The organism is Microbacterium sp. MMO-56 (genome assembly GCF_037146215.1).
Taxonomy (GTDB): domain Bacteria; phylum Actinomycetota; class Actinomycetes; order Actinomycetales; family Microbacteriaceae; genus Microbacterium.
Genome location: NZ_JBBCVW010000010.1, coordinates 98244 through 122374, shown reverse-complemented (window position 1 = coordinate 122374; position 24131 = coordinate 98244). Strand labels below are relative to the sequence as shown.

The 24131-nt window shown below is 73.2% G+C and carries 19 protein-coding genes and 1 tRNA gene; 5 read left to right on the top strand and 15 right to left on the bottom strand.

What is annotated here, in order from left to right; all coding sequences use genetic code 11:
- Positions 1 to 346: 346 nt before the first annotated feature.
- The 10 genes from WFI00_RS10810 to WFI00_RS10765 form a co-directional block, all read right to left on the bottom strand.
- Entirely contained in the window at positions 347 to 1900 is a 1554-nt protein-coding gene (locus WFI00_RS10810) for an FAD-dependent oxidoreductase (protein WP_336642360.1), read from the bottom strand.
- Entirely contained in the window at positions 1897 to 2856 is a 960-nt protein-coding gene (locus WFI00_RS10805; protein WP_336632312.1) for an FAD:protein FMN transferase, read from the bottom strand. The genes WFI00_RS10810 and WFI00_RS10805 overlap by 4 nt, the downstream gene beginning before the upstream one ends.
- A complete protein-coding gene (locus WFI00_RS10800) occupies positions 2856 to 3368 on the bottom strand; it encodes an FMN-binding protein (protein WP_336632311.1) in 513 nt (170 codons plus the stop codon). Before WFI00_RS10800 ends, WFI00_RS10805 begins: the two co-directional genes overlap by 1 nt.
- A gap of 135 nt (positions 3369 to 3503) precedes the next feature.
- A complete protein-coding gene (locus tag WFI00_RS10795; RefSeq protein ID WP_336632310.1) occupies positions 3504 to 6188 on the bottom strand; it encodes an HAD-IC family P-type ATPase in 2685 nt (894 codons plus the stop codon).
- A gap of 103 nt (positions 6189 to 6291) precedes the next feature.
- Positions 6292 to 7326 (bottom strand): ribose-phosphate diphosphokinase, encoded by a 1035-nt coding sequence (locus WFI00_RS10790; protein ID WP_336632309.1) that lies wholly within the window; start codon positions 7324 to 7326, stop codon positions 6292 to 6294.
- Positions 7301 to 8773 carry a bifunctional UDP-N-acetylglucosamine diphosphorylase/glucosamine-1-phosphate N-acetyltransferase GlmU gene (gene glmU / locus WFI00_RS10785; RefSeq protein WP_336632308.1) on the bottom strand — a complete coding sequence of 491 codons (1473 nt, stop codon included), beginning with the start codon at positions 8771 to 8773 and terminating at the stop codon, positions 7301 to 7303. Before glmU ends, WFI00_RS10790 begins: the two co-directional genes overlap by 26 nt.
- Before the next feature lies 1 nt (position 8774).
- Positions 8775 to 8846, bottom strand: a tRNA-Gln gene (locus WFI00_RS10780).
- Positions 8847 to 9072: 226 nt separating this feature from the next.
- Positions 9073 to 9342: a metal-sensitive transcriptional regulator gene (locus tag WFI00_RS10775; protein WP_336632307.1), complete on the bottom strand. Its 270-nt coding sequence runs from the start codon at positions 9340 to 9342 to the stop codon at positions 9073 to 9075.
- A 17-nt stretch (positions 9343 to 9359) separates the two neighbouring features.
- Positions 9360 to 9509 (bottom strand): hypothetical protein, encoded by a 150-nt coding sequence (locus WFI00_RS10770; protein WP_336632317.1) that lies wholly within the window; start codon positions 9507 to 9509, stop codon positions 9360 to 9362.
- Positions 9510 to 9618: 109 nt separating this feature from the next.
- Positions 9619 to 11301, bottom strand: a complete 1683-nt coding sequence (locus WFI00_RS10765) for an FAD-dependent oxidoreductase (RefSeq protein WP_336632306.1) — start codon at positions 11299 to 11301, stop codon at positions 9619 to 9621.
- Between the two features lie 111 nt (positions 11302 to 11412).
- Between WFI00_RS10765 and WFI00_RS10760 the strand changes: the two genes are divergently transcribed.
- The gene (locus WFI00_RS10760) at positions 11413 to 11910 is read left to right on the top strand and encodes a MarR family winged helix-turn-helix transcriptional regulator (protein WP_336632305.1); all 498 of its coding nucleotides are present in this window, start codon (positions 11413 to 11415) and stop codon (positions 11908 to 11910) included.
- Positions 11911 to 12043: 133 nt separating this feature from the next.
- On the opposite strand, the gene WFI00_RS10755 is transcribed toward WFI00_RS10760, so the two are convergent.
- The 5 genes from WFI00_RS10755 to WFI00_RS10735 all read right to left on the bottom strand — a co-directional run bounded on the left by WFI00_RS10755 (position 12044) and on the right by WFI00_RS10735 (position 21344).
- Positions 12044 to 13861: an ABC-F family ATP-binding cassette domain-containing protein gene (locus WFI00_RS10755; RefSeq protein ID WP_336632304.1), complete on the bottom strand. Its 1818-nt coding sequence runs from the start codon at positions 13859 to 13861 to the stop codon at positions 12044 to 12046.
- A 41-nt stretch (positions 13862 to 13902) separates the two neighbouring features.
- A complete protein-coding gene (locus tag WFI00_RS10750; protein WP_336632303.1) occupies positions 13903 to 15228 on the bottom strand; it encodes a GNAT family N-acetyltransferase in 1326 nt (441 codons plus the stop codon).
- A 17-nt stretch (positions 15229 to 15245) separates the two neighbouring features.
- Positions 15246 to 15827, bottom strand: coding sequence for an FHA domain-containing protein (locus tag WFI00_RS10745; protein ID WP_336632302.1), 582 nt, complete (start codon positions 15825 to 15827; stop codon positions 15246 to 15248).
- A gap of 108 nt (positions 15828 to 15935) precedes the next feature.
- Positions 15936 to 20255 (bottom strand): FtsK/SpoIIIE domain-containing protein, encoded by a 4320-nt coding sequence (locus WFI00_RS10740; protein ID WP_336632301.1) that lies wholly within the window; start codon positions 20253 to 20255, stop codon positions 15936 to 15938.
- 18 nt (positions 20256 to 20273) lie between these two features.
- Complete coding sequence (locus tag WFI00_RS10735; protein WP_336632300.1) at positions 20274 to 21344, bottom strand: hypothetical protein; 1071 nt, start codon at positions 21342 to 21344, stop codon at positions 20274 to 20276.
- A 115-nt stretch (positions 21345 to 21459) separates the two neighbouring features.
- On the opposite strand from WFI00_RS10735, the gene WFI00_RS10730 reads away from it, so the two are divergent.
- From WFI00_RS10730 to WFI00_RS10715, 4 genes are read left to right on the top strand one after another with little or no spacing between them, the layout of a single operon-like run.
- Entirely contained in the window at positions 21460 to 21999 is a 540-nt protein-coding gene (locus WFI00_RS10730) for a hypothetical protein (RefSeq protein WP_336632299.1), read from the top strand.
- Between the two features lie 4 nt (positions 22000 to 22003).
- Positions 22004 to 22774: a hypothetical protein gene (locus tag WFI00_RS10725; protein WP_336632298.1), complete on the top strand. Its 771-nt coding sequence runs from the start codon at positions 22004 to 22006 to the stop codon at positions 22772 to 22774.
- Entirely contained in the window at positions 22771 to 23391 is a 621-nt protein-coding gene (locus WFI00_RS10720; RefSeq protein ID WP_336632297.1) for a hypothetical protein, read from the top strand. Before WFI00_RS10725 ends, WFI00_RS10720 begins: the two co-directional genes overlap by 4 nt.
- Complete coding sequence (locus WFI00_RS10715; protein ID WP_336632296.1) at positions 23388 to 24125, top strand: hypothetical protein; 738 nt, start codon at positions 23388 to 23390, stop codon at positions 24123 to 24125. The genes WFI00_RS10720 and WFI00_RS10715 overlap by 4 nt, the downstream gene beginning before the upstream one ends.
- The last annotated feature ends 6 nt before the right edge of the window (positions 24126 to 24131 follow it).

The window sequence follows — 24131 nt, the reverse complement described above, 5'->3', positions numbered from 1 at the left end:
GCCCGCCGGATCGCCCGCGGCTTCACCAACTACGACAACTACCGGCTCCGCATGCTCCTGATCGCCGGCGGACTTGACCCCCTCACCCCCACCTAGAATGCGCAGAGCCGCTTAAGCCCACACAGGATGCCCAGGCCCGGAATCAAGCCCCCAAGCCCAAGCCCAACCCCGCCCCCGAACCAAACCCCCAAGTCCGGCACGGCCCCGAATCAAACCCCCAAGCCCAACCCCGGCCCCGAATCAAGCCCCCAAGCCCGACCCCAAGCCCCACCCCGACCCCGGCTCCGGCCCCGAATCAAGCCCCCACGAGCCCAAGCCCGACCCAGGCCCCGAGCCCCACCCCGCCTCAATACCCCGAGAACGCGTCGGTCGTGATCGAGCGGGCCTTCTCCAGCGCGGGGGCCAGGTCGGCGATCAATCCGGGCGGGCCCGAGATGTAGGCGTGACGCGCCGAGATGTCGGGCACGACCTGCACGAGCCCCTCGGCGTCGAGACGGACGCCCTTGGCCCACCGCCAGTGCGGCGGCAGCCCGCGCGGCTCGGTACGGGTGAACACGACGACGGGGATGCCCGCCGCCTCCAGATCCTCGCGGAAGGCGAGCTCGTCGGCATCCGAGGCGACGTAGACGAACACGACGTCGCGGTCCTCCCCCGACAGCCGCAGGTGCCGCAGCTGCGAGACGAACGGCGTCACCCCGATCCCCGCCGCGACCATCAGGACGGGCGCGGACGGACGAGCGGGCAGCACGAAGTCGCCCCACACACCCGTGACCGGCAGCTTCTGGCCGGGCTCGACGCGGGCGAGCGCCTTCTTGTACGTCGACTGCGATCCCTCCCGCAGCGCGATGCGCACCTCGGGCAGCTCCTCGGGGGCCGACACGATCGAGAACTCGCGCCGCGTGCCGCGGGCATCCGCGTGGGCGTGGGGCACTTCGAGCTCCAGGTACTGCCCGGGCGCGAAGCGGAACCGTCCGCTCGCCCGGAACGCGAGCTCGCGCACCGACGGCGTGAGCACGATCCGCTGGACGAACGTCAGACGCAGCGCGGTCCGCAGGGCGAACGCGAACGCGAGGAGGTTGCCCACCAGCAGGGCGCGCTCCTGACCGAGCGTGATCTCCCCGAGGTCGATCGGCCAGCCGGCGAGCACGCCCACCAGCGCCGCAACGGTGAACTGCTGCCACCGGCGGGACGGGAGGGTGAGCGGCTCGGACAGCATGAACGCGCCGAGGAACAGGAACGGCGAGGAGAACAGCAGCTTGACGAACACGTCGCCCGCATCGAAGGCGAGGTCCGCCTGCTGGAACTGCACCGACGTGCGCACGAACGCCGCCGCCACGGCGACGACGAGGAAGACGGCGATGACGCGCACCTTCTCGGTGCGGGCGAGGACGACGAGCCCGAGCAGGATCACCGGCCCCGCGAGGAAGGGCGAGCCGACCCACCACGCCGCCGAACCCAGGTCGGGCAGCCACACGCTCAGCACCGTGAGGAAGGCCGCCCCGAAGGCGGCCGGGTTGAAGATGTGCCGTCCCTGCCAGGCGAGGAGGTACTTGGACGCCGAGGCGACGATCCCGGCGATCGCGAGCCCGACGAGGCCGAGCGGCTCCAGGGTGGGGCGCAGCACGAACAGCAGGATGAGCACCGTGATGAGCGACGACTCCCACCGCCACGCCTTGCCGAGGAGGCGCCCGGCGAGGGCATCCGTGGCGGCGCAGGCCACCGCGAGCACGACGTACGAGGCGACGAGCTCCAGCGGCTGCGGCGCCAGGACCCCGAAGAACGAGAGGATGACGGCGATCACCGCGAGGGCGGCGAGGGCGAGCACGACGAGCCGATACATCGACACGCGGCCCATGACGGCGTACGCGCGATTCCAGGCGGCGGTGAGCGAGGACATCATGCGAACAACTCTGCCCGAGAACCGCGGGACCATTCGACGCGCCCGTCGGTGAGCATCCGGACCCACTGCGCACCGCGCGCGGCCGCCAGCTCCTCCGCGCCGTCGAAGAACAGCGCCGAGGCGAGTCCGTCGGCGGTCATCGCGTCGTCCGCCACCACCCACGTCGCCGCGACGGTGCGCACCGGCTCCCCGGTGCGCGCGTCGAGCACGTGGTGGAGCCGCGTGCCGTCGGCTCCGGGCCAGGACCGCCGCTCGGTCGCCGACGCGCAGAGCGCGCCCGAGGAGATCTCCCACACCCCGATCGCCTGACCGGGACGGAAGGGATGCTCCAGCGCGATCCGCTCGGCGCTCCCCCGCACGACGAGATCCCCGCTGGCATCCACCACGAACGGGCCGATCGCCGCCTCGTCGAGCGCGCGGGCCACGAGATCCACGAGCCGGCCCTTGCCGAGCGCGCCGACATCGATCAGGGCGGGCCGATCCAGTCGGAGCGCACCGTCCGACCAGTGCAGGATGTCGCGCCACGACCCCGGCGCCGCTTGGGCGCCGCGGTCGACGAGCGAGTAGGCCGGGTCGTACCCCCGGCGGGCGAGGGACGAGCCCACCAGCGGGTTGATGGCGCCGTCGGTCGCGTCGGACAGGTCCGCGTACCAGTCGAGCATGGCCGCGGCGTCCGCCGGAGCGGCCACCGCACGCACCGCCGGGGCGACCGCCCCGCGCGCGGACACCGCGGGGTCCCCCGGGGCCTCCCCGTGCGCGGCTCCGGGGTCCCCGGCGAGCCACGTGACGAGCGAGTCGTCGCGGAAACGCGACCACTCCGCGTCGAATCGGGCGATCAGGTCGTCGATGCGGCCCGCCACCGACGACTCCAGCGGAGCATCCGTGTCGATCCGCCAGTGCGTGCCGATCGCGGGGAACTCCCACACGCTGCGGGCGGGCGCGGTCAGGGCGCCCATCAGGCGGTCGCTTCGGCCTTGATCTTCTCGATCGCCTTGTTGAACCCGTCGCTCGTGAGCGAGGAGCCGGCGACGCGCGACACCGAGATCGTGTCGATGTCCTTGCCGACGACCTCGGCCTTGATGCCGCCGATGAACTCGCCCTGGTACCGCTTGGACTCCGCCTTCTGCGGGTCGCCCGTCACCTCGACGGAGGTGATGACGTCGTCGGCGAGGGTCACCGTGACCTTCACGGTCTCCACGGACTCGGGCGTCTGGTACGACCCGTCTGCGGAGTAGGTCCCGTCCGCGTAGGTGCTCGATCCGGCCGCCGAGCCGGTGGCGGGGGCCGCGGGCGTCGCGGCGGCGGTGCTTCCCGTCGACGGAGTCGTCGCCGGGGTGCCGGCGGGCTCGGCGGTCGTCGTGCCGGCGCACCCGGCGAGCGTGACGATGCCGAGGACGGATGCCGCGGCGAAGCCGACGCGGACGGGGCGGCTCGTGCGCAGACGAGCAACGGCGGTGGTGCGGATCATGGTGGTCCTCCTTCTGTCGTGCCGTCCGTGGGTACGGGGGGCGTGCGTCCACGCTAACCCGCGGCCTCGCGCCCGGAAGGCGAGATCACCTATGCGTTCGTATAGAGTTCTGCGGCGGCGCGGTGCGGCAGAAGCTCACGACATCCGTCCCGCGGAGAGGCGCCGCCGGATCCCCTTCAGCACCTCGACGGCCAGGAAGATGGCGACCGAGAACGCGATCGGCAGCAGCCACCCCACGACGCCCAGCGGCTCGGAGCCGAACAGCGCGTGCATGAAGGGCACGTACGTGTAGATGAGCTGCAGGGCGACGAGCGCGAGCGCCGACCACCAGACCATGCGGTTGCCGCGCAGGACGTCCGGTGTGAGGCTGGAGCGAGTCAGGAACCGGCAGTTGAGCAGGTACGCCAGCTGACCGAAGGCGAGCATCGCGACCGCCTCGGTGCGGGCGACGCCGATGTCAGTGCCGAGCGCGAGGGAGATCCCGAAGACGGCGAGGGTGGCACCGCCGATGAGGAGCGACACGACGAGCACGAAGCCGAGCTCACGGGCGGCGATGATCGACCCGCCCGGCCCGCGCGGCGGACGCGACATGATCCCGCGCTCCGCGGGCTCGTACGCGAGCGCGAGCGACAGCGTGACGGCGGTGACCATGTTCACCCAGAGCACCTGGACGGGCGTGAGGGGCAGGGTGAGGCCGAAGACGACCGCGACGAGGATCACGAGCGACTGCGCCCCGTTGGTGGGCAGCAGGAAGACGACCGACTTGCGCAGGTTGTCGTAGATGCGCCGCCCCTCGGCGATCGCGCTGCGGATCGTCGCGAAGTTGTCGTCGGCCAGGACGATCTCCGCCGCCTCCTTCGTCGCCTCCGTCCCCTTGATGCCCATGGCGACACCGACGTCGGCGCGCGTGAGGGCGGGCGCGTCGTTCACGCCGTCGCCGGTCATCGCGACGACTTCGTGGTGCGACTGCAGGGCGCGGACGATGCGGATCTTGTGCTCGGGACTCGTCCGTGCGTACACGTCCACGTCCTGGACCACCTTGGCGAGCTCGTCCTGACTGAGCCGCTCGAGCTCCGCACCGGTCAGGACGGGGGCGTCGCCGTCGTCGACCAGCCCCATCTCGCGGCTGATCGCGAGCGCCGTCCCGGCGTGGTCGCCGGTGATCATCTTCACCCGGATGCCCGCGGCGTGGCAGTCGGCGATCGCCTCGATCGCCTCGGGGCGAGGCGGGTCGAGGATGCCCCAGACGCCGAGGAACTCGAGGTCGACGAGATCGTCCGTCTCGACCTCGGCCGCCCGCGTCGGCTTGCGCGCCGCGGCGAGCACGCGCAGCCCCTCGGCGCTGAGCGCGTCGATCGCGGCCTCCCACATCGGGATGTCGAGGGGCTCCGATCCGCGTGCGCCCCGCTGCGTCAGCGCGCGCTCGAGGAGGCGGTCCGGGGCGCCCTTGACGAGGATCGCGCGCGAGCCGTCGGATGCCTCGTTGAGCGTCGCCATGAACTTGTACGCCGAGTCGAACGGGACGACGCCGATCCGCCGCGTGTCGCCGTCGGTCACCCCGCCCTTCCGGGCGACGACCTTCAGCGCGCCCTCCGTCGGCTCGCCCACGAGCATCCACGCATCGCCCGACCGTTCGAGGTGCGCGTCGTTGCACAGATCCGCGACGGCGAGGAGCGCGGCGAGATCGGCGCCCCCCTCGGGAGAGATCCGCCCCGTCGGGTCGTAGCCGAGCCCCGACACGTCATAGCGGCCCACCGGGGTCACCATCGTCCGCACGGTCATCTCGTTCTTGGTGAGCGTGCCCGTCTTGTCGGAGCAGACCGTCGTGACCGAGCCCAGCGCCTCGACGGCCGGCAGCTTGCGGGTGATGGCGTTCCGACGCGCCATCTGCTGCACACCGATCGCGAGCGTGATCGTCACGAGGGCGGGCAGCCCCTCGGGTATCGCCGCGACGGCGAACCCGATCGTGGCGGAGACCAGCTCGGACATGGGCATCTGGTGGAGGTAGCGCCCGATTAGCATCATCACCGCCGCCATGCCGAGGATGACGAGCGTCAGGACCTTGCCGAACGCGTCGAGCTGCTTCGTCAACGGCGTCGCGAGCGATCCCGCGTCGCCCACGAGCTGCTGGATCCGGCCGATCTCGGTCGCCGCCCCCGTGCCGGTGACGATCCCCCGCCCCTGCCCCGCCGACACGATCGTGCCCGAGAACGCCATCGACGCACGGTCGCCGACACCCGCGTCGGGGTCCACCGGTGTCGTCTGCTTGGACGAGGGCACCGACTCGCCCGTGAGGGCGGCCTCCTCGATGCGCAGCTGGGCCACGTCGAGCAGCCGCAGGTCGGCGGGCACCTTGTCGCCGGGGGCGAGTTGCACGACGTCGCCCGGCACGAGGTCGGCCGCGGGGATTGTTGTCCACGTGCCGCCGCGGCGCACCGTGGCATCCGCCGACAGCATGCCTCGGATGCCCGCGAGGGCCTTCTCGGCCCGGCCCTCCTGCACGTATCCGATCACCGCGTTGATGACGGCGACCGCCATGATCACCCAGAAGTCGAGCCAGTCCCCCATGATCGCCTTGATGGCGGCGGCGCCCAGCAGGATGTAGATCAGCGTGTCGTTGAAATGCCCGAGGAAGCGCAGCCACGCGGGTGCACGCTTCGGCTCGGGGAGCAGGTTCGGACCGACCTGTGCGAGACGCGTCGCGGCCTCGTCCGGCCCCAGTCCGTCGTCGGTCGTCCGGAGCGCGCGTTCCACCTCGTCGGCCTCGATCGCATACGGGTGCTCGAGCTCGAATCCGGCGTCTGCGAGAGCTGCGGTCATGGCGCGATCCTACGCCCGGAGAGGGGTCGCGCCCCGGCGCGGGGGCCGGGGCAAACCCCCTCTCCGGGCGTGGGAATGCGCCGGGGAAAACCCGGAGGACGCGTCAGGCGGCGCCGTCGAACATGCTGGTGACCGACCCGTCCTCGAAGACCTCCTTGATCGCGCGCGCGAGCAGCGGCGCGATCGGGAGGATCGTGAGGGCGTCGAACCGCTTCTCCGCAGGCAGCGGGATCGTGTCGGTCACGACGACCTCGTCGATCGACGAATCCTGCAGGCGCTCGACCGCCGGGTCGCTGAAGATCGCGTGGGTCGCGGCCACGATGACCCGCTCGGCGCCGTTCGCCTTCAGGGCCTGCGCAGCCTTGACGATCGTGCCGCCCGTGTCGATCATGTCGTCGACGAGGAGGCACACGCGCCCCGCGACGTGTCCGACGATCTCGTTGACGGTCACCTGGTTCGCGACGTTCGGATCGCGGCGCTTGTGGATGATCGCGAGCGGCGCGCCGAGCGAGTCCGACCACTGGTCGGCCACACGCACACGACCGGTGTCGGGAGAGACCACCGTGAGCTTGGCGCGGTCTTCAGCGGACAGACTGTTCTCGAAGTACTCCAGCAGCACCGGCTTGGCGAACAGGTGGTCGACGGGTCCGTCGAAGAAGCCCTGGATCTGTGCGGCGTGCAGGTCGACGCTCATGACGCGGTCCGCGCCCGCGGTCTTCAGCAGGTCGGCCACGAGACGCGCCGAGATCGGCTCGCGCCCACGACCCTTCTTGTCCTGACGCGAGTACGGGTAGTACGGCGCGACCACCGTGACGCGCTTGGCGGATGCCCGCTTCGCGGCATCCAGCATGATGAGCGTCTCCATGAGCCACTCGTTGACCGGCGGCCCGAAGGACTGGATGATGAACGCATCGCAGCCGCGGATCGAGACCTCGAAGCGCGTCAGGATCTCGCCGGAGGCGAAGGTGCGGTGCTCCGTGGGCACGAGCTCGGTGCCGAGGGCGCCCGCCACCTGCTCCGACAATGCGGGGTGCGAGCTGCCGCTCGCGACGACCAGACGCTTCTTGGTCTTGGCGACCAGCCCGGGAGCGATCCCGCGCTCGACGTCCAGATCAACCGTGTGCTTCTTGCGCGCCATCGTCCGCTTCCTGTGCGGACCGGGCCTGTGCCGCGGCGTGCGCGGCGGCGGTTCCCGGTCGGTGTTGTTCGACCCATCCCTCGAGGTTGCGCTGGGGGGCCACGCTCATGGCCAGCGCACCGGCGGGGACGTCCTTGCGGATCACCGCGCCGGCGCCGGTCTTGGCGCCGTCTCCGATCCTAACGGGCGCGACGAACACGTTGTGCGACCCGGAGTGCACCTCGTCGCCGATCTCGGTGCGGTGCTTGGCCAGGTCGTCGTAGTTGGCCGTGATCGCGCCGGCGCCGAGGTTCACGCCGCGACCGATGGTCGTGTCGCCGATGTAGGACAGGTGCGGCACCTTGCTGCCCTCGCCCACGACGGAGTTCTTCACCTCGACGAACGTGCCGACCTTGGCGTCCGCCGCGAGGGTGGCGCCGGGGCGGAGGTACGCGAAAGGTCCGACGGTGGCGCGCGGCCCGATGACGGCGAGGGTCGCATCGGTGCGGCGGACGACCGCCCCCTCACCCACCTCGCAGTCCTCCAGGGTCGTGTCGGGACCGATCGTCGCGCCCGCGGCGACGGCCGTCGCGCGGAGGATGTGCGTGTTGGGCAGGACGGTGACATCCGGCGCGAGCGTCGCGGTCACGTCGATCCACGTCGTCGCGGGGTCCTGGATCGTGGCACCCTCGAGCTGCCACCGGCGCACGGTGCGAGCGTTGAGCAGGCGGCCGGCCTCGGCGAGCTGGGCCCGGTCGTTGACCCCCAGCGTCGAGGAGGCGTCCGGGACGACGGATGCCGTCACGGTCAGTCCGGCTCCCCGCACGAGCGCGATCACGTCGGTCAGGTACTTCTCTCCCTGGGCGTTGTCGGTGCCCACGCGCACCAACTGGGCGCGCAGCGGCTCGGCACGGAAGACGTAGACGCCGGCATTGACCTCGGTCACGGCGGCTTCTGCTGCCGAGGCGTCCTTCTGCTCCACGATGCGCTCGACCGTGCCGTCGACCCCTCGGATGACACGGCCGTAGCCGGTCGCGTCGGAAAGGACGGCGGAGAGCAGCGTCACCGCCGCGCGCGACGCCCGGTGATCGCGGATGAGCGTCGCCAGGGTGTCGGCATCGAGCAGGGGGACGTCGCCGGAGAGCACCAGGACGTCGCCGTCGAAATCGGGGATCGACTGCAGGGCGACCTCGACGGCGCGCCCCGTGCCGGGCACCTCGTCCTGGTCGACGACGGTGACCTCGGCGGAGATGCCGGTCACGGCCTCGGCGACCCGATCGCGCTCGTGGCGGACGACGACGAGGACGTGCCCCGGCGCGAGGTCGCGCGCCGTGTCGAGCACGTGGCCCACCAGAGGCCGCCCGCCGATGCGGTGCAGCACCTTCGGCAGGGCCGACCGCATGCGCGTCCCCTGCCCCGCGGCGAGGATGACGACGGCGAGGGACGCGTCCAGCGTGTTCTCTGTCATGCTCCGCCGCCAGGATTCGAACCTGAACCTCACAGCTCCAAAGGCTGTCGTGCTGCCGTTACACTACGGCGGACCGCCGGTGAGCCGGCCGTAACAGTCTGCCAGGCCCGGCACCGGGTCGGTGACCTTGCCGAAGGGAGTGTGCCGGTCGGGGTGAGTGTGCCGGTCGTCGGATCGCTGGGGCTGAAGTCCGCACCGAGACCGGCGAACACTCCACCAGCCCCACCGGTCCGACGATGAGCAGCCCTCCGGCCCGAGGTGTCCGGCCGGGCAGCGGTCTGATGGGTCGTGGGTGGGGATCAGGCGAGCATGAGGAAGAGCTTCTCGAGCTCCTCGACCGACACCCCGTCGGACTCGGACTCGGGGTCGGCGAGGCACTCGCGCAGGGCCGTCGAGACGATCGCGAAGCCCGCCCGGTCGAGGGCGCTCGAGACCGCCGCGAGCTGCGTGACGACCTCGCGGCAGGGCCTCTCCGCGTCCACGGCGGCGATCACGGCGTCGAGCTGGCCGCGGGCGCGGCGGAGGCGGTTCAGGATCTTGCGCTGCGCGTCGGCATCGGAGGAGACCATGGGATCGTCCTGGACCGTCACCGGCTGAACAGCCGCGAGAAGAAGCCGGAGCCGCTCTCCTGCTCGTGCCCGGGGCAGCGCTGGGACTGCGGGATCCCCCGCATCACCTGGTCGACGTGCTGGCCGCAGCCCGCCCACGTCGTCTTTCCACACGTCTTGCATGCCACGGCCTGGCACATGGTGTCTCCTTCAGGGTCGGCCGGACGGTTCTCCGGGTCGGGGTCGGGGGATGGATGGGAGTCTCGGAAGGGACGGGGTGCGGGGACCGGCGAGCGGTCACCGCGCCCGGTCGCGGTCCGCGACGAGCACCTCGCCGGCGCGATCGCCGAGCACGGCGCGGAGCGTCAGCATCCCGCCCGACAGCGACGCGGAGTCGAACCCCGACTGCGCGAGCACGCGATGCGCGATCGCCGAGCGCACGCCCGACTGGCACAGGACGCGCACGGGTCGGCCCGCGGCGGCGGCGCGCACCTCGTCGAGGCGGGCGCGCAGCTCGGTGTGCGGGATCCGGAGGGCGTCCGGGATTGCGCCCGCGGCGATCTCGGCCGGCGTCCGCACGTCGAGGACGAGCGCCTCGGCACGCACCGCGTCGAGATCCTGGGCGTACCAGAGGCGCAGGGTCCCCGTGCGGACGTTCTCTCCGACGAGGCCGACCATCGTGATCGGGTCCTTCGCCGAGCCGTAGGGCGGCGCGTAGGCGAGATCGAGGTCGATGAGGTCGTCGACGCTCCAGCGGGCGCGGATCGCGGTGGCGAGCACGTCGATCCGCTTGTCGACGCCGTCGGCGCCCACGGCCTGTGCGCCGAGGATCCTGCCGCCGTCGCGGGCGACGTGGACCACGAGGTGGATCTGCGACGCCCCGGGGAAGTACCCCGCGTGCTGCGTCGGGTGCAGGTGCAGGGTGTCGAACGGGATGTCCGCGAGCCCGGCCCGATTGGCTCCGGTGAGCGCGACTGTCTGCCCGCCGACCCGGACGATCGCCGTGCCCACGGGCTGCGGGATGGCACGGGCCGCACCCGGACGCAGGATGGCGTCGGCCACCAGGCGCCCGGCGCGGTTCGCCGGTCCGGCGAGGGCGACGGGGCGGACCGCTCCCGTGACGGCGTCCGCCGACGCCGTCGCATCCCCGACGGCGTACACATCCGGAAGCGACGTGCGTCCGTGCTCGTCGACGACCACCGCTCCGCGTACGCACGCGGCGCCGGCCGCCTCGAACACGGCGGTGTCGGGGCGGACGCCCACAGAGAGCACGATCACGTCGGCATCCAGGCGGGTGCCGTCGCTCAGGACCACGACATCCGAGTCCGTGCCGTGCTCGACGGCGACCGCCGCGACGCCGGCGTGCACGTCGACGCCGGCGCCGCGCAACTCGGCGGTCACGAGGGCGGCGAGCTCGTCCTCGAGGGGAGGCAGCACGTGCGGCGCGAACTCGACGATGCTCGTGTGCAGTCCGCGCTGCGCGAGCGCCTCGGCGGCTTCGAGCCCGATGAACCCGGCGCCCAGGACGACCGCCGTGCGCGCTCCGGTCTCGATGCGCTCGCGAAGGGCCACGGCGTCCTCGACCGTCCGCAGAGTGCGCACGCGCGGGGAGTCGAGCCCGGCGATGTCCGGTCGCGCCGCCTGGGCGCCCGGGGCAAGGACCAGCGCGTCGTAGCTCAGGGTGTCGATGCCGTCGGGCGTCACCACGGTGAGGGTCTTGGCTACCGCGTCGAGCGCGGTCACGTCGTGGTGCACGCGGACGTCGAGATCGAGAGAGGCGCGCAGCGATGCGGGCGTCTGCACGAGGAGGGCCGACGGGTCCGCGATCTCCCCGCCGACGAAGTACGGCAGGGCGCAGCCGGCGAAGGAGACGTGCGCTCCGCGCTCCAGGACGACGATCTCGGCGGACTCGTCGAGCCGCCGCGCGCGGGCGGCGCAGCTCATCCCTCCGGCGACGCCCCCGACGATCACGATGCGCATGGATGCTCCTCCCCCACCCGGGTCGTCCGGGCACGATCTCACTATACCCCCGGGGGTATGCGTATGGCCACTCGGGCAGGGACGGTCGAGCCCCATCGCGATAATGGGGGGATGAGCACCGAGCACGACGAAGTCGACCGCATCGTCGGCGCCTGGGGCATCCAGCGCCCCGACCTCGACTTCTCCCCTCTCGAGGTGCTCTCGCGCGTCGACCGCCTCTCACGACACCTCGACCGCGCGCGGCGCGAGGCGTTCCGCCGCAGCGATCTGGAGCCGTGGGAGTGGGATGTCCTGTCGGCGCTCCGGCGCGCGGGCGAGCCGTACCAGCTCAGCCCGAAGCAGCTCTTGCAGCAGACCCTGGTCTCGAGCGGGACGATGACCAACCGCATCGACCGGCTGGTGGGGCGACGCCTGGTGCGCCGCGAGGCCGACCCCGCCGACGGACGCAGCGTGCTGGTGACGATCACGGACGACGGCAAGACGCGGGTGGATGCCGCGATCACCCGCCTCGTCGACGCCGAGGCGGTCCTCCTCGGCGTCCTCTCCCGCGGCGACCGCGAGCGCCTCGCCGGTCTCCTGCGCAAGCTCTCGCTCGGCTTCGACGCCTGAGGTCGCCCCCGGAGTTTCGGACCCCTCGGGCGACCGAAACTCTCCCGAGGCCCGGCGAGAGTGCATCACGGGACCGAAACTCGGCGCACCCGGGGTGCGATGCCCGGGGACGGGCACGCGCGGAGCGCGGGGCTCAGGAGGTGAGCTCGGAGAGGGCGAACCAGCGCTCCTCGAGCGCGGCGATCTCGGATTCGAGGTCGCCGATCGCGCGCATCTTCTCGCCGAGGCCGACGTAGTCCGACTGGTCGTGGTCGGCCAGGGCGGTGCGTGCGGCGTCCGCCTGCGCGGTGAGCTTCTCGATCCGGCGCTCGGCCGCGGTCAGCTCCTTCTGCGCCGCGCGCAGCTCCGCTCCGGACAGCCCCGGCGAGGACGCCGGCGCCGCGCCCCCGGGGGACGCCGATGCCACCGCCGTTCCGCGCCAGGCCGCGTCGCGCAGACGCAGGTACTCGTCGATGCCCCCGGGGAGGTGGCGCAGACGTCCCACACCGTCGGGCCCGGCGAGCACCGCGTACTGCTGATCGGTCACCCGCTCCAGGAAGTACCGATCGTGCGAGACGACCAGGAGGGTGCCGGCCCACGAGTCCAGGAGGTCCTCGATCGCGGCGAGCATGTCGGTGTCGAGGTCGTTCGTGGGCTCGTCGAGGATCAGCACGTTCGGCTGGTCGAGGAGGATGAGCAGGAGCTGCAGGCGACGCTGCTGACCGCCGGAGAGGTCCTTCACCGGCGTCGAGAGCTGCGCGGACGAGAACCCCATCCGCTCCAGCAGCTGACCGGGCGTCAGCTCGGCCGCCTTCGATCCCGATCCGATCGTGTAGCTCGTCCGCAGCCCCGAGATCACGACGCGCACCGGGTCGTCGAGGAACGGGTCGAGCTCGTCCATGCGCTGCGTGAGCGTCGCAACCTTGACGGTCGTGCCGCGCTTCACCCGTCCGCTCGTCGGCGCGACCGCTCCGGCCACGAGTCCGAGGAGGGTCGACTTGCCCGCGCCGTTGACGCCGAGGATGCCCGTGCGCTCACCCGGCGCGATCCGCCACTCCACGCCGCGCAGCACTTCGCGTCCGTCGTAGGCGACGCCGGCGTCGAGGAGGTCCACGACGTCCTTGCCCAGCCGCGAGACGGCGAGGGACTGCAGCTGAATGGGGTCGCGGATCTCGGGGACGTCGGCGATCAGGACGTTCGCCGCGTCGATGCGGAACTTCGGCTTGGCCGTGCGCGCGGGGGCGCCACGGCGGAGCCACGCGAGCTCCTTGCGGGCGAGGTTCTGGCGGCGCTGCTCGATGGCGGCGGCCTGTCGGTCCCGCTCGACGCGCTGGAGGATGTAGGCGGCGTAACCGCCCTCGAACGGCTCGACGATCCGGTCGTGCACCTCCCACGTCGCCGTGCAGACCTCGTCGAGGAACCAGCGGTCGTGGGTGACGACCAGCAGGGCTCCCGCGTTCTTCGCCCACCGCGTCTTGAGGTGCTCCGCGAGCCAGGCGATGGCTTCGACGTCGAGGTGGTTGGTCGGCTCGTCGAGGGCCAGGACGTCCCAGTCCCCCGCGAGGAGGCGTGCGAGCGCGACCCGCCGCCGCTGACCCCCCGAGAGCGTGCCCAGCGCGGCATCCCACGGCAGGTCGGCGACGAGCCCCGCGATGACCTCCCGGGTCTGCGCGGAGCCGGCCCACTCGTGCTCGGGCGTGTCGCCGACGACGGCGTGCCCGACGGTGTCGTCGTCGGCGAGGACGTCGGCCTGATCGAGGACGCCCACCCGCACGCCGCCGCGCACGGTGACGCGCCCGCCGTCCGGAGCGAGGCGCCCGGCGAGCATGGCCAGCAGCGACGACTTGCCGTCGCCGTTGCGGCCCACGATGCCGATGCGGTCGCCCTCGTCGACGCCGAGCGAGACGGCGTCGAAGACGACCTTGGTGGGGAATTCGAGGTGGAGGCTCTCGCCGCCGAGCAGGTGTGCCATATCCCCACCAGGCTACGCGAGCGGCCGGTGCGACCCGGCGCTCAGTACCAGAAGCTCAGGCGCGGCGCCTGCACGGTCTGGAAGAGGCGCGCGACCCGCTCCGGCTCCGCCGTCTCGATCCGTCCCGCGCGCGCGAGCGTCACCGCCGAGACCCCGCCCAGCAGCAGCGCGCCGAGCTCCGCCACGCCCAGCCGGACGAACGGGATGCCCACGGGCGGGTCGTCGACGACCGAGACGTCCGCCCCGCCCGACGCCTCCGCCGTGAGCACGAATGTGCCGTCGGCGAGCTCCCACGGGTCGACGACCTCGAGCGCCACGGTGTCCGAGACGTCGTACGTGCGCGCCGAGAGCGCCGCGGGCACATCGAGCACGCGCACGTAGTGGTGGTCGCGGAGGGTGATCTTCGCGGCGCGCTGGTCGGCGATCATCCACCACAGCGGCTCGTCGACGGCGAGCTCGGACGCGCGGAGCGTGCCGATGAGGTCGAGGGAGAGGAGGAAGCGCCACAGGCCCGCATAGGCCTCGTCGGTGGCCGGAAGGAGCATCGCGACATCGACGGTCGAGTTCCGGAAGTCGTCGGCGTTCTCGGTGACCTTGTAGAGCGCGATCCCGTCGACGTCGCCGAGCGCGCCGTCCTCACCCCGGCTGCGATACTGCACGACGCGCAGCTCCCCGGGCTTCTCCGCATCCGCGGTGGTGCCGAAGAACCGCTCCCAGTGACCGCCCGGGATCGCGACCTCGCCGGGCGAGGAGAGACGGATGCGCTCGTGCAGCCCCCGGGCGATCTCGCGTGCGCTCTCACGCGCCACGAAGTCGATCCGCCCGGACGGCTCCGGCCCGATCCAGCCCGCACGACGGACGTCGACCTCCCACGATGCGGCGGGCGCGGCGGGGCCGAAGCCGAACCGGCCGTAGATGGTCGACTCGCTGACGGTGAGGGCGGCCATCGGCACTCCGGCCGCGGCCGCCGCACGCAGCTCCCCCGCCATCAGGGTGCGCAGGAGTCCGCGGCGGCGGTGGGTGGGGGCGACGGTGACCGAGCTGATCGCGCTGGCCGGAACGGCGCCGCCCGGGACGGTCAGCGTCGTCAGCCACGAGGCGAACGTCGCGACCGGCTCGGAGGGCTGGGGAGCCGCTCGGTCGTAGACGCCGAGCTTGCGCCGGTAGGCGCCCAGCTCGAAGAAGGTGGCCCGACGCGCCTCCTCCGGCTCGCCGCCGAGGAAGCCGCGCGCGACGGCGTCGAGCCAGCGGTCGGTCTCGGCGCGATCGGTGTCGTCGACGCGGCGGAGCTCCAGCCCGTCGGCGGTCAGCGCATCCGTCGTCGCCTCATCGAGTGCACGGTCGTGGAAGCGGTCGGCGTCGGTCATGACACTCTCCTCGGGGTTCAGGGCAGGATGGGCAGGGCGACGTCGCCCAGCCAGACCGTGTCGCCGGGGCCGACCGGCAGCGGGGATCCCCCGCTCTCGAGCCGGTACATGCTCTTGCCGCGCTGCAGGCGGGACCCGTTGACCGATCCCGCGTCGCGGACGGTCACCTGACCGTCCGCGACGTGGAGGAACATGTGCACGCGGGACACCGAGCGCGTCGTGTCGTCCACGGCGATGGAGCGCGCGCCCATCGCGTGCGCGGTGTCGGCGGGCTGGCGACCGAGCACGACGGTGCCGCTGACGCGCACTCGTTCGCCGGTGGGAAGGACGAGCTCGACGCTCTCGACGCGGGTCGGAACGGGCGGCGTCGTCTCGGGCGCGTCGACGGAACGCTTCCCCTGCCACGGGAGCGATCCGGGCAGCGGAACGCCGGATGCCCGGGAGTCCGGGGCGGGCGTCGCCGGCTCGGCGGACGCCGCAGCGACCGGCGCGGCGGGTGCCGCGGCCGCGGCCTGCGGGATGAGCTGGCCGCACTCGAGGCAATAGGCGCTGTTGGGCATCAGGGTCGCGTTGCAGTACGCGCATCGAGCGGTCGCCATCAGCTCACCTCCCCGTCCCGGTGACGAACCGTCCCAGTCTACGTACCGTGCCCCGCCGCCCGTCGCATCCCGGCCGGCGATCGCGCCCGGCGACGCGTCGCGCCCGCGTCACTGGAGCACGTCCGGCACCCGCACCGCGAGCCATCCCGCGCTGGTCGTCACGACACCACCGCCGGGGGTCCCGCGCCCGAGCATGAACTTCGGGATCGGCGATCCGATCGCCTGGGTGCCCATGATGGTCGACTCGGGCCGCAGCACGAGAGCCTGGCGCGCGCGCTTGGCCTCGATGATCGGCCCGCCGAAGAGGGTCGAGAGTGCCTCACTGTCGGCGGAGACGGCGAACACGGCGCGCTGCTTCACGCCCGTGAGCGTGTGCTCGATCGCCGCATTCTTGTACTGCTCGGCGTCGTCGACGACGATCGTGGTGAGCGCCCCGTCGGCCGGGAGCAGCTCCTCCAGCTCGGGAGGCGTGAGGAGCGGATTCTCGACGACGGGGATGCCGTGCGCACGGGCGGTCTCGGTCAGCACCGAGGGACGCGACGCGACGACCACGACGGGTGTCGTCGGGGCGAGCTGCCGCACGAGCAGCGCGAGCGCCGACGACCTCCCGGAGCGGCGCGGCCCCGTCACGAGCAGCCCGCCGGCCCCCGGCCAGTCGAGGGTGAACCTCGACAGGACGTCGCCGCCGACCGCGAGGGTCGGGGCGTCCGGCGCTCCGCCGTCGGCGACCGGCAGCGCGAGCGCCTCGCTCAGCGAGACGTAGCTCGGCAGCGGGTCCACCCGCAGGGGGCGGGGCAGCGCGGCGAGCTCGGGGAAGCGGTCGAAGTGGTCGCGCACCGCCTCGACGGTGCGCCGCAGGAGCGTCGTCTGGGCCTCGCCGCCGACATCCCGCGAGGGCGTCGCGAGCTGCGCCTCCGTGCCCGCCGCGCCGAACAGGACGCGGCCCGGGGGCAGATCGGTCGGGACGTCCTTGGCGAGGATGCCGGCCGTGCGGTAGTCGGCGAGGTCGCGCAGCGGCAGCACGTACTGCTCGTCGATGAACGAGGACATCTTGTCGCCCGAGACCCCGCGGTCCCCGGTGACCAGGACGCGCACGCCGACGGCCGGACCCTCCCGGAGGATGCGCATGAACTGGTCGCGGAAGGTCACGAGCTGATCGGCGTTCATGGTGGACAGCATCCGCTCCCACCCGTCGACGATCACCGCGGAGTAGGCGAGGCGGTCCTCGGGTGCGGCGGCGGCGCGCTGCTCGGAGATGTGGCCGACGCCGGCGGACGCCATCACCGACTGACGGCGCGCGAGGTCTTCGAGCAGCGCCTGCACGAGCCGCGGAAGCCGGTCCGCGTCCAGCTGCGTCACGACGGCGCCGGTGTGCGGCGCGTCCACGAGGGGCAGGAGCGCCCCGTTGCCGAAGTCCATGACGTAGACGTGCAGATCGGCGGGCGAGAACTGCTGGACCAGCTGGGACGCCATGAGTCGCAGCGCCGAGGTGCGCCCCGACATCGAGCCGCCGAGGAACAGGACGTGCGACGCGGTGCGCGCATCCCAGTACATCGGTCGCTGCGACTGCTCGCCGGGGACGTCCTCGAGCCCGAGCACGATCGCGTGCTCCGGGACGGCCTCCGACTGGAAACGCTCCAGCGGGAGGACGGTGGGCAGCGGCACGAGCCACGGCGACGGATTGCGACGGATGCCGAGCTCGGCCGTCGCCGCACCGATGAGGGCGACGAGGGCGCGCAGATCCGTGTCGTCGTGATCCGTCACGTCGGCGGAGTCGCCTCCGCTGGGCGGGAACTTCGCGGGGTACCCGAGGGTGTCCCAGCGCAGCGGCGCCTTGCGCGGCGCGACCCGGACCGTGCGCTGGACCCCCGGGCGGATGCCCGCGACGCGCGCCGCCTGGAAGGCGAGCGGCGGCGACGACGGGCCCGTGCGGACGAAGGCGCGCCCCGGCGTCGACGGAGAGATCAGGGACGCCTCGCCGGATCCCAGGATGTCGGCGGAGTCGGTGCGGTCGGTGACGCGCAACGCGACGCGCAGGTTGATGTTCGACTGCATCTCGGGTGTGACGACGCCCGACGGACGCTGCGTGGCGAGCACCAGGTTCACCCCCAGGGACCGCCCGACGCGCGCGATCCGGACGAGGCCGTCGATGAACTCGGGCAGCTCGGTGCGCAGCTCCGCGAACTCGTCGATGACGATCATGAGGCGTGCGAGGCCGCGCGCCGCGGAGGTGTCGGCGTCCTTCGCCCAGGCCGCGTCTATGTCCTTGGCCCCGAGATCGCGCAGCACGCGCTCGCGACGCTTCAGCTCGGCCTCGAGCGACGCGAGGGCGCGCTCGGTCTCGCGGGCGTCCAGGTTCGTCACCATGCCGACCGTGTGCGGCAGGCGCTCGCAGTCGGCGAAGGCCGACCCGCCCTTGTAGTCGATGAGCACGAAGTTGAGCGCGTCCGGGCGGTTGGCGAGGGCGAGGGAGACCACGAGCGTCTGCAGGAACTCGCTCTTGCCCGAGCCGGTCGTCCCGGCCACGAGCGCGTGCGGTCCGTCGCGGCTGATGTCGAGGGCGAACTCGCCCTCGCCGGTGGCGCCGACGACGACGAACATGTTGCGCGGCTGCGAGCTCCACCGCCGCACGAGCGGCCCCGGGTCGTCCAGGTCGATGCGCATGAGGTCGACGAAGCGGACCGCGTCGGGGAGGATCGCGTCGTCGCCGACGCCGCTGACGTGGCGCAGGGAGCACAGGCTGCGCGCGATGCGCTCCGCGCGCAGCGCGGACATCCCGTCGAGCAGCACGACGGGGAAGTAGTCGCCCGCCGTCTCGACGCGGGCGACCGAGGGGTCGCCGGGGTCGATCTCGACGATGCTGCGCGCCTCCTCGGGCAGTCGTGCTCGCTCGGAGTCGATCGCCACGACGTGGAGGCCGTGCGCGGCGCCCTGTTCCAGGAGCGGCACCATGCCGGGGAGCATGCGGGCGTCGCGGGCGCCGTCCACCAGGACGAGGACGTCCGGGAACGGTCCCGCTCCGCGCTGACCCGCCGCACGGGCGCGGTGCTCGAGGGTCGCAGTCAGCTCGCGCAGGCGCTCCCGTCGCGTGTCGTCCGTGTTGCCGACCGACACGGGTCCGTCGGCGCCCGGCTGGGTGTGCGGCAGCCACTGCACGAAGCCCCACTCCGCCGCGGCCTCGTCGGGGCAGATGACGACGATCGCCGCATCGCGCGGGGAGCGCAGCGTCGCGAACGACACCAGGATCGAGCGGGCGACCGAGACGGCCGCCTCGCGGTCGCCCGCGATGCCCAGGGCGCCGCCGCGCAGGTCCGCCGACAGCGGGGCGGGCGTGACACCGACGCGGTGGGCGACACCGCGATCCTTCCCGCCGCCCTCGAAACGCGCGTCGAGGTCGACCTCGGTCGCACCGAGTCGCACCGCGACCGCGTCCTCGTCGCCGCGCCGCCGCTCCCAGAGCCGCGACAGGGGCGCCGTGGCGATGTCCTCGACGACGACGGCGTCGGGCGAGCGGTACCACGACGACAACCTCTGACGGCGCGTCAGATCGGCGATCCGCGCCGCGGCGGAGCGGACTTCGTCGATCCACTGCTGCTCGGTCTTCACGCCTTTCTTCTTGGCGAGCTTCCGGTTCGTGAGGAAGGAGCCGATCACCATGATGGGGCTCGCCGCCGCCATGAGGAGCATGATCGCGCGTCCGAACAGCACCGCCATCGTCACCCCGAGCACGACGGGGATGATCGCGGACAGCCACGGCAGCGGCGACTGGTCGGGGTCGTCGGGCTTCTCCCCCGGCAGGACGACCACGGGCGGCTCGGTGGGAGGGAAGATCCGTGCCGGGCGGTTGAACGCCCGGTCGCCGAGCGGGTCGCGGTGCAGGTCGGCGTCCGACACGGGCACGACGCCCAGGCGCAGGATGCTGGCGCCGAGCTGCACGAGATCCGCCGGGACGATCGTGGTGGCGCCGGCGACCCGCTCGCCGTTGACCCACACCTCGGCGTCCGGGGCCGCCGGTTCGATGCTCGCCGTCAGCGGGCCGGTCTGCGGGGAGCCCTCGATGCTCAGCCGCGCGTGGACGGGAGCGAGGCCCTCGTCGGCGATCGCGAGGTCGCCGCTGCGGCCGACGGTGAAGCGCATCCCGTGCTGGACGGCGACGACCTCGCCGGCGAAGGGGCCGCCCACGACCGCGAGGCGGAGGGTCCCCGGCTCGAGGACCGGTGCGGCGGCGTCGGGGAGCAGCGTCGCGCCGGAGAGGACGGGGGCGACGGCGAGCGGCTCGGCGCCGTCGGCCGACGGGGCGATGGCCGACAGGGGCACGCCGAGCGCTTCCGCCGCCTCGGCGACGGTCGTCGCGTCGTCGGTGTCGAGCAGCCAAGTCCCCGCGGCGGCGCGGCCGGCCTGACTGCCGACGGTCACTCTCAGGGTCATCTCGTCATCTCCTCCAGGTCACTGCGCGCCCACGCGGTCGAGGACCGCGCTGAGCGCCCGGAACATGCCGTCGTCGGCGGCTGAGCCGCCCTCCGGCGGGATCGGCGGGACGATCCCCATGGCCACGGCGGCGCCGTCCACGGCCGCGGCGGAGGGCGCCGTGGGCACGGGCCCCTCCGCGGTGCCGCCCGGCACGAGCGTCACCGACCCCCAGGCCTGTTCGCCGCCGGCCGCGACGTGGAACGAGAACTGGTCCTCCGCGCCCGTGCCGCGATAGCGGGCGACCCCGTCGCGGTCGCAGGCGACCGCGCCGTGGAGGGGCGCCCCGCATCCCACCACGACGACCTCGTCGCCGGACCGGCTCGCGACGAGGGTCCGGAGGTCGATCTCCGCGCCTGCCTCGGCGCTCAGGGGGACGGTGACGTCGAGGGCGATCAGCTCCGCCTCCGCGCGCGCCGGGTAGACCGAGACGGGGATGCCCGTACGCGCCGCGCTGCCGTGGTCGTCCACGACCTCCACATGGACGTCGGCGGCGCCTCGATAGCCGGCCGCGGCACGGAAGACGACGTGGGTGGGGGTCGTCCAGGCGGTGCCGGCCTCGACCGGGTCGACGTCCACGACCCGCGTGCCGCCCCCCGCGGCGCACGCGATGCACGCCGGGGCGAAATCGGACAGCGGCACCCGCAGGATCGCTCCGGAGGCGACGGCGCGCTCGCCCGGGGAGGTGACCGACGGCGCGGCCGGCGCCTCCAGCGTCACCCGGTACGAGACCTCGAGCGTGCGATCGCCCGCCACGAGCCGGACCGGCAGGCGGGTGACCCCGGCCTCCGGGTCGTAGCCGTCGGCGCGCAGCTCGATGCTCTCCGCGTCGCAGGCGCGCACGAGCGGGCTCGCGGCCGACACGGCGGCGCAGTCGGCGATCCGCCACGGCGCCTGCGGCTCGATCGATGCCGCATCGTCGTACGGGATGGAGACGTCGGCGGGTCCGGAGGCGGGGGCATCCCCGGTGTCGGCCGCGGCGGCGGGGGCGAGCCCCATGAGCACCGCCGCCAGGGCGACCACGGCCGCCGTGCGCAGGGTGCGGAACACTCGTCCTCCTCGACAGCGGGCGGGGCCGGGCCGCGACGCGGCACCGATATAGCATGGTACGCGGCCCCGCCGACACCTGCGGCGACCGGCGACCGCGACGAAAGGGATGCACCGGATGAGCGGACCCTCGACCTCGTCGTCGGGCCCGACGATCGGCGTCGAGCCCGGGCGGCCGCGGATCGGTGCCGGGGGCGGTCGCGACCTCTCCTCCGGCGTCGAGGTCCTTCCGGAGATCGTCGAGACCCCCGCGAAGCAGCGCCCGTGGTGGCTCCATCCGGCGTTCGTGGTGTCGATCCTGCTGACGGTGCTGGCGCTCGGCGCGGCGCTCGCCTGGGCGATCGTGTCGGCGATGACCGACAGCTCCGTGACGGTGTCGCACCTGCGGATCTCGTCCGAGGGCGGCAACGTCGCGCTCGCGTGGGACGGCCCGGACGCCGCCTACGCGCTCTACCAGGTCTCCGGCGACCGAGAGACGACCGACCTCACGCAGCTGGTGCGCGGCACCTCCGCGTGGGTGTTCTCCGCCGCCGACCTGTACGACGAAAGCAGCTGCTTCATCGTGCGCCCGGCCGCCGCCGACGGCCCGGTGAGTCTCGACGCGGCCACCCTCCAGTCCCAGAACGGCGCGTCGGTATGCGTTTCCGACGCCCGCTAGCGCTATGCGTATCCGACGCCCGCTAGCGCTCACCGCGGCGCTCGCGCTCGGCCTGTCCCTCAGCGCCTGCGCGAAGCCGGCGCCGCAGCCGACCGCTCCGGCGGGGATCGATCTCGGCTCGGCGGAGGCCGCCGCCGGCAACGGCCTGTGGCTGCGCTCCGGCGAGGACCTCGTCGCGATCGTCACCGGCGCGATGCGCGCCGCCGGCCCCGTCCACGTGACCGGGTCGGTCACCGAGACCGTCCAGACCTCCCCCGACGCCGATCCTGCGCCCGGGCGTACCGTCACGATCGACTACCGCGGCACGTCCGCGGCCTACACCGCCACCGTCGCGGCGGGCGACCTGCGTCTGGAGGCGGTCGTCTCGTCGACGGGGACCAGACTCCGTGGGAACGCCGCGTTCGCCCGGCTGTACCCCGGCACGACGCCCGGGGCCGTCACCTGCACGACCGGCCTCGACCCGCGCCTGAGCGAATGGGGGCCGCTGCTGGACCCCGCCGACCTCGTGCGCACGGTCCTGGACGGCCGGGGCGTCGCCGCCAGCGCACCCGACGCGGACGCGCCCGCCGACGGCGCCGACACGATCGACGTCGTGACGGGCGAGGAGGGGTCGGTGGTGGGAGTGCTCACCGTCGACAGGTTCGGGCCGCCGTTGCCGCGGACGTTCGTCGGGGGCGACGCGAGCGGACAGGGCTCGCTCGCCTTCGCCGACTGGGGCGAGCCGGTCGACCTCGCCGCCGCTGCCGCCGCACTGCCCTGTACGGAGGAACGATGAAAGACCTGACTCTGCTCGGCGACCCAGGGTTCGCACTGCGCCGCTCCCCGGCGCTCACGATCGTCTTCGGCGCGCTCGGTGCCGTCGCCGCCGTCGCGCTCATCCTGTGCCTGGTGAACTACGACGGGCTCGCCGGCAACGGCGTCGTCTCGTGGCGCGGACGCAGCACCGACGCGCTGCCCGGCATCGTCGCCCCCGGCGCCGTCGCCCTCACCGCGCTCGCGACCGTGACCTTCGGCTGGCTGGCCGTGTCGGGTGCCACGCGCTGGCGCCGCACGTCCACCGGGACCGTGCTGCGCGGCTTCGAGCTGCCCGTCGCGGGCGACGCGGCGGTCGCGGGCGAGCTGCACCGGCGCTTCGCCACGGGAGACCCCGCCGTGTATCTGCCGGTGCCCGTCGTCAAGCGCGGTGACATCGCGGTCCGCGTCTACCGCGCCGACGCGGATCGCCGCGCCTTCGTGACCGTGCAGCTGGGCACCGGCGCGGGTGCCCGGACGTGGCCCCTCATCGAGCTGAGCGACCGCGGCTACGTCCAGATCAAGCGCCGCGACGCGGCCCATTTCGCCCAGCCGTACGTCCCGGCGGGCGGCACGACCGACCCGCAGCTCGGCCGATGACCGCGCCGCGCCTGCCCGACTTCGAGGTCCGGGTCGACGCGGCGAAGGTCGCCTCCGCGCGTCGGTGGAATCGCGGACTCGTGGGCGGTGCCGTCGTCATGGTCCTCCTCGCCGCCGCCGCGGCGACGTGGCTCGCCTCCGCCGGACGCGGCTCCTGGTTCACCGTCGCCCTCGTGGCCCTCCTGGGCGCGCTGTGCGTCGGGGTGGTCGTGGCCGCGCGGGCGCGCACCCGCATGCTGCGCCTCCTCACGGGAGGCGGCGGCGTCCTGCGCGCCGACGATCGCGGAATCCGCCTGCCCGGGCTGACGGGCATCGGCTGGGACGACCTCGTCTTCGTGTGCGTCACCGACGACCGGGCCCGCACCCGTCAGCTGGGGCGCGTCCCCGTCGTCGGGTGGGCGGGGCGGGCGGCCATCCGCGCCGGCAGCGGCACGATCCTGTGCGAGCTGGGCGTCCGCGACGGCGAGGCGCTGCGCGCCGCGACGGCGGATGCGGCCGCCGCCTCCCGGGTGACGCTCTACCCGCGCTGGCCCGACGGAGCGCGGCGCGCGACCGTCCCCCTGCTGCTGGACGCCGTCTACGACGAGCTCGACACGCAGGCGGTCGTCACGATGCTGTTCGCCCAGGCGGAGACGCACGGGGTGCCGCGCGCCCTCTTCGCCCAGGTGCCCCCGGCGATCCGCTGGAAAGGACCCTACCTCGACGACGTCATCGCGGGCGGTCTTCGTCGGTGAGCACGC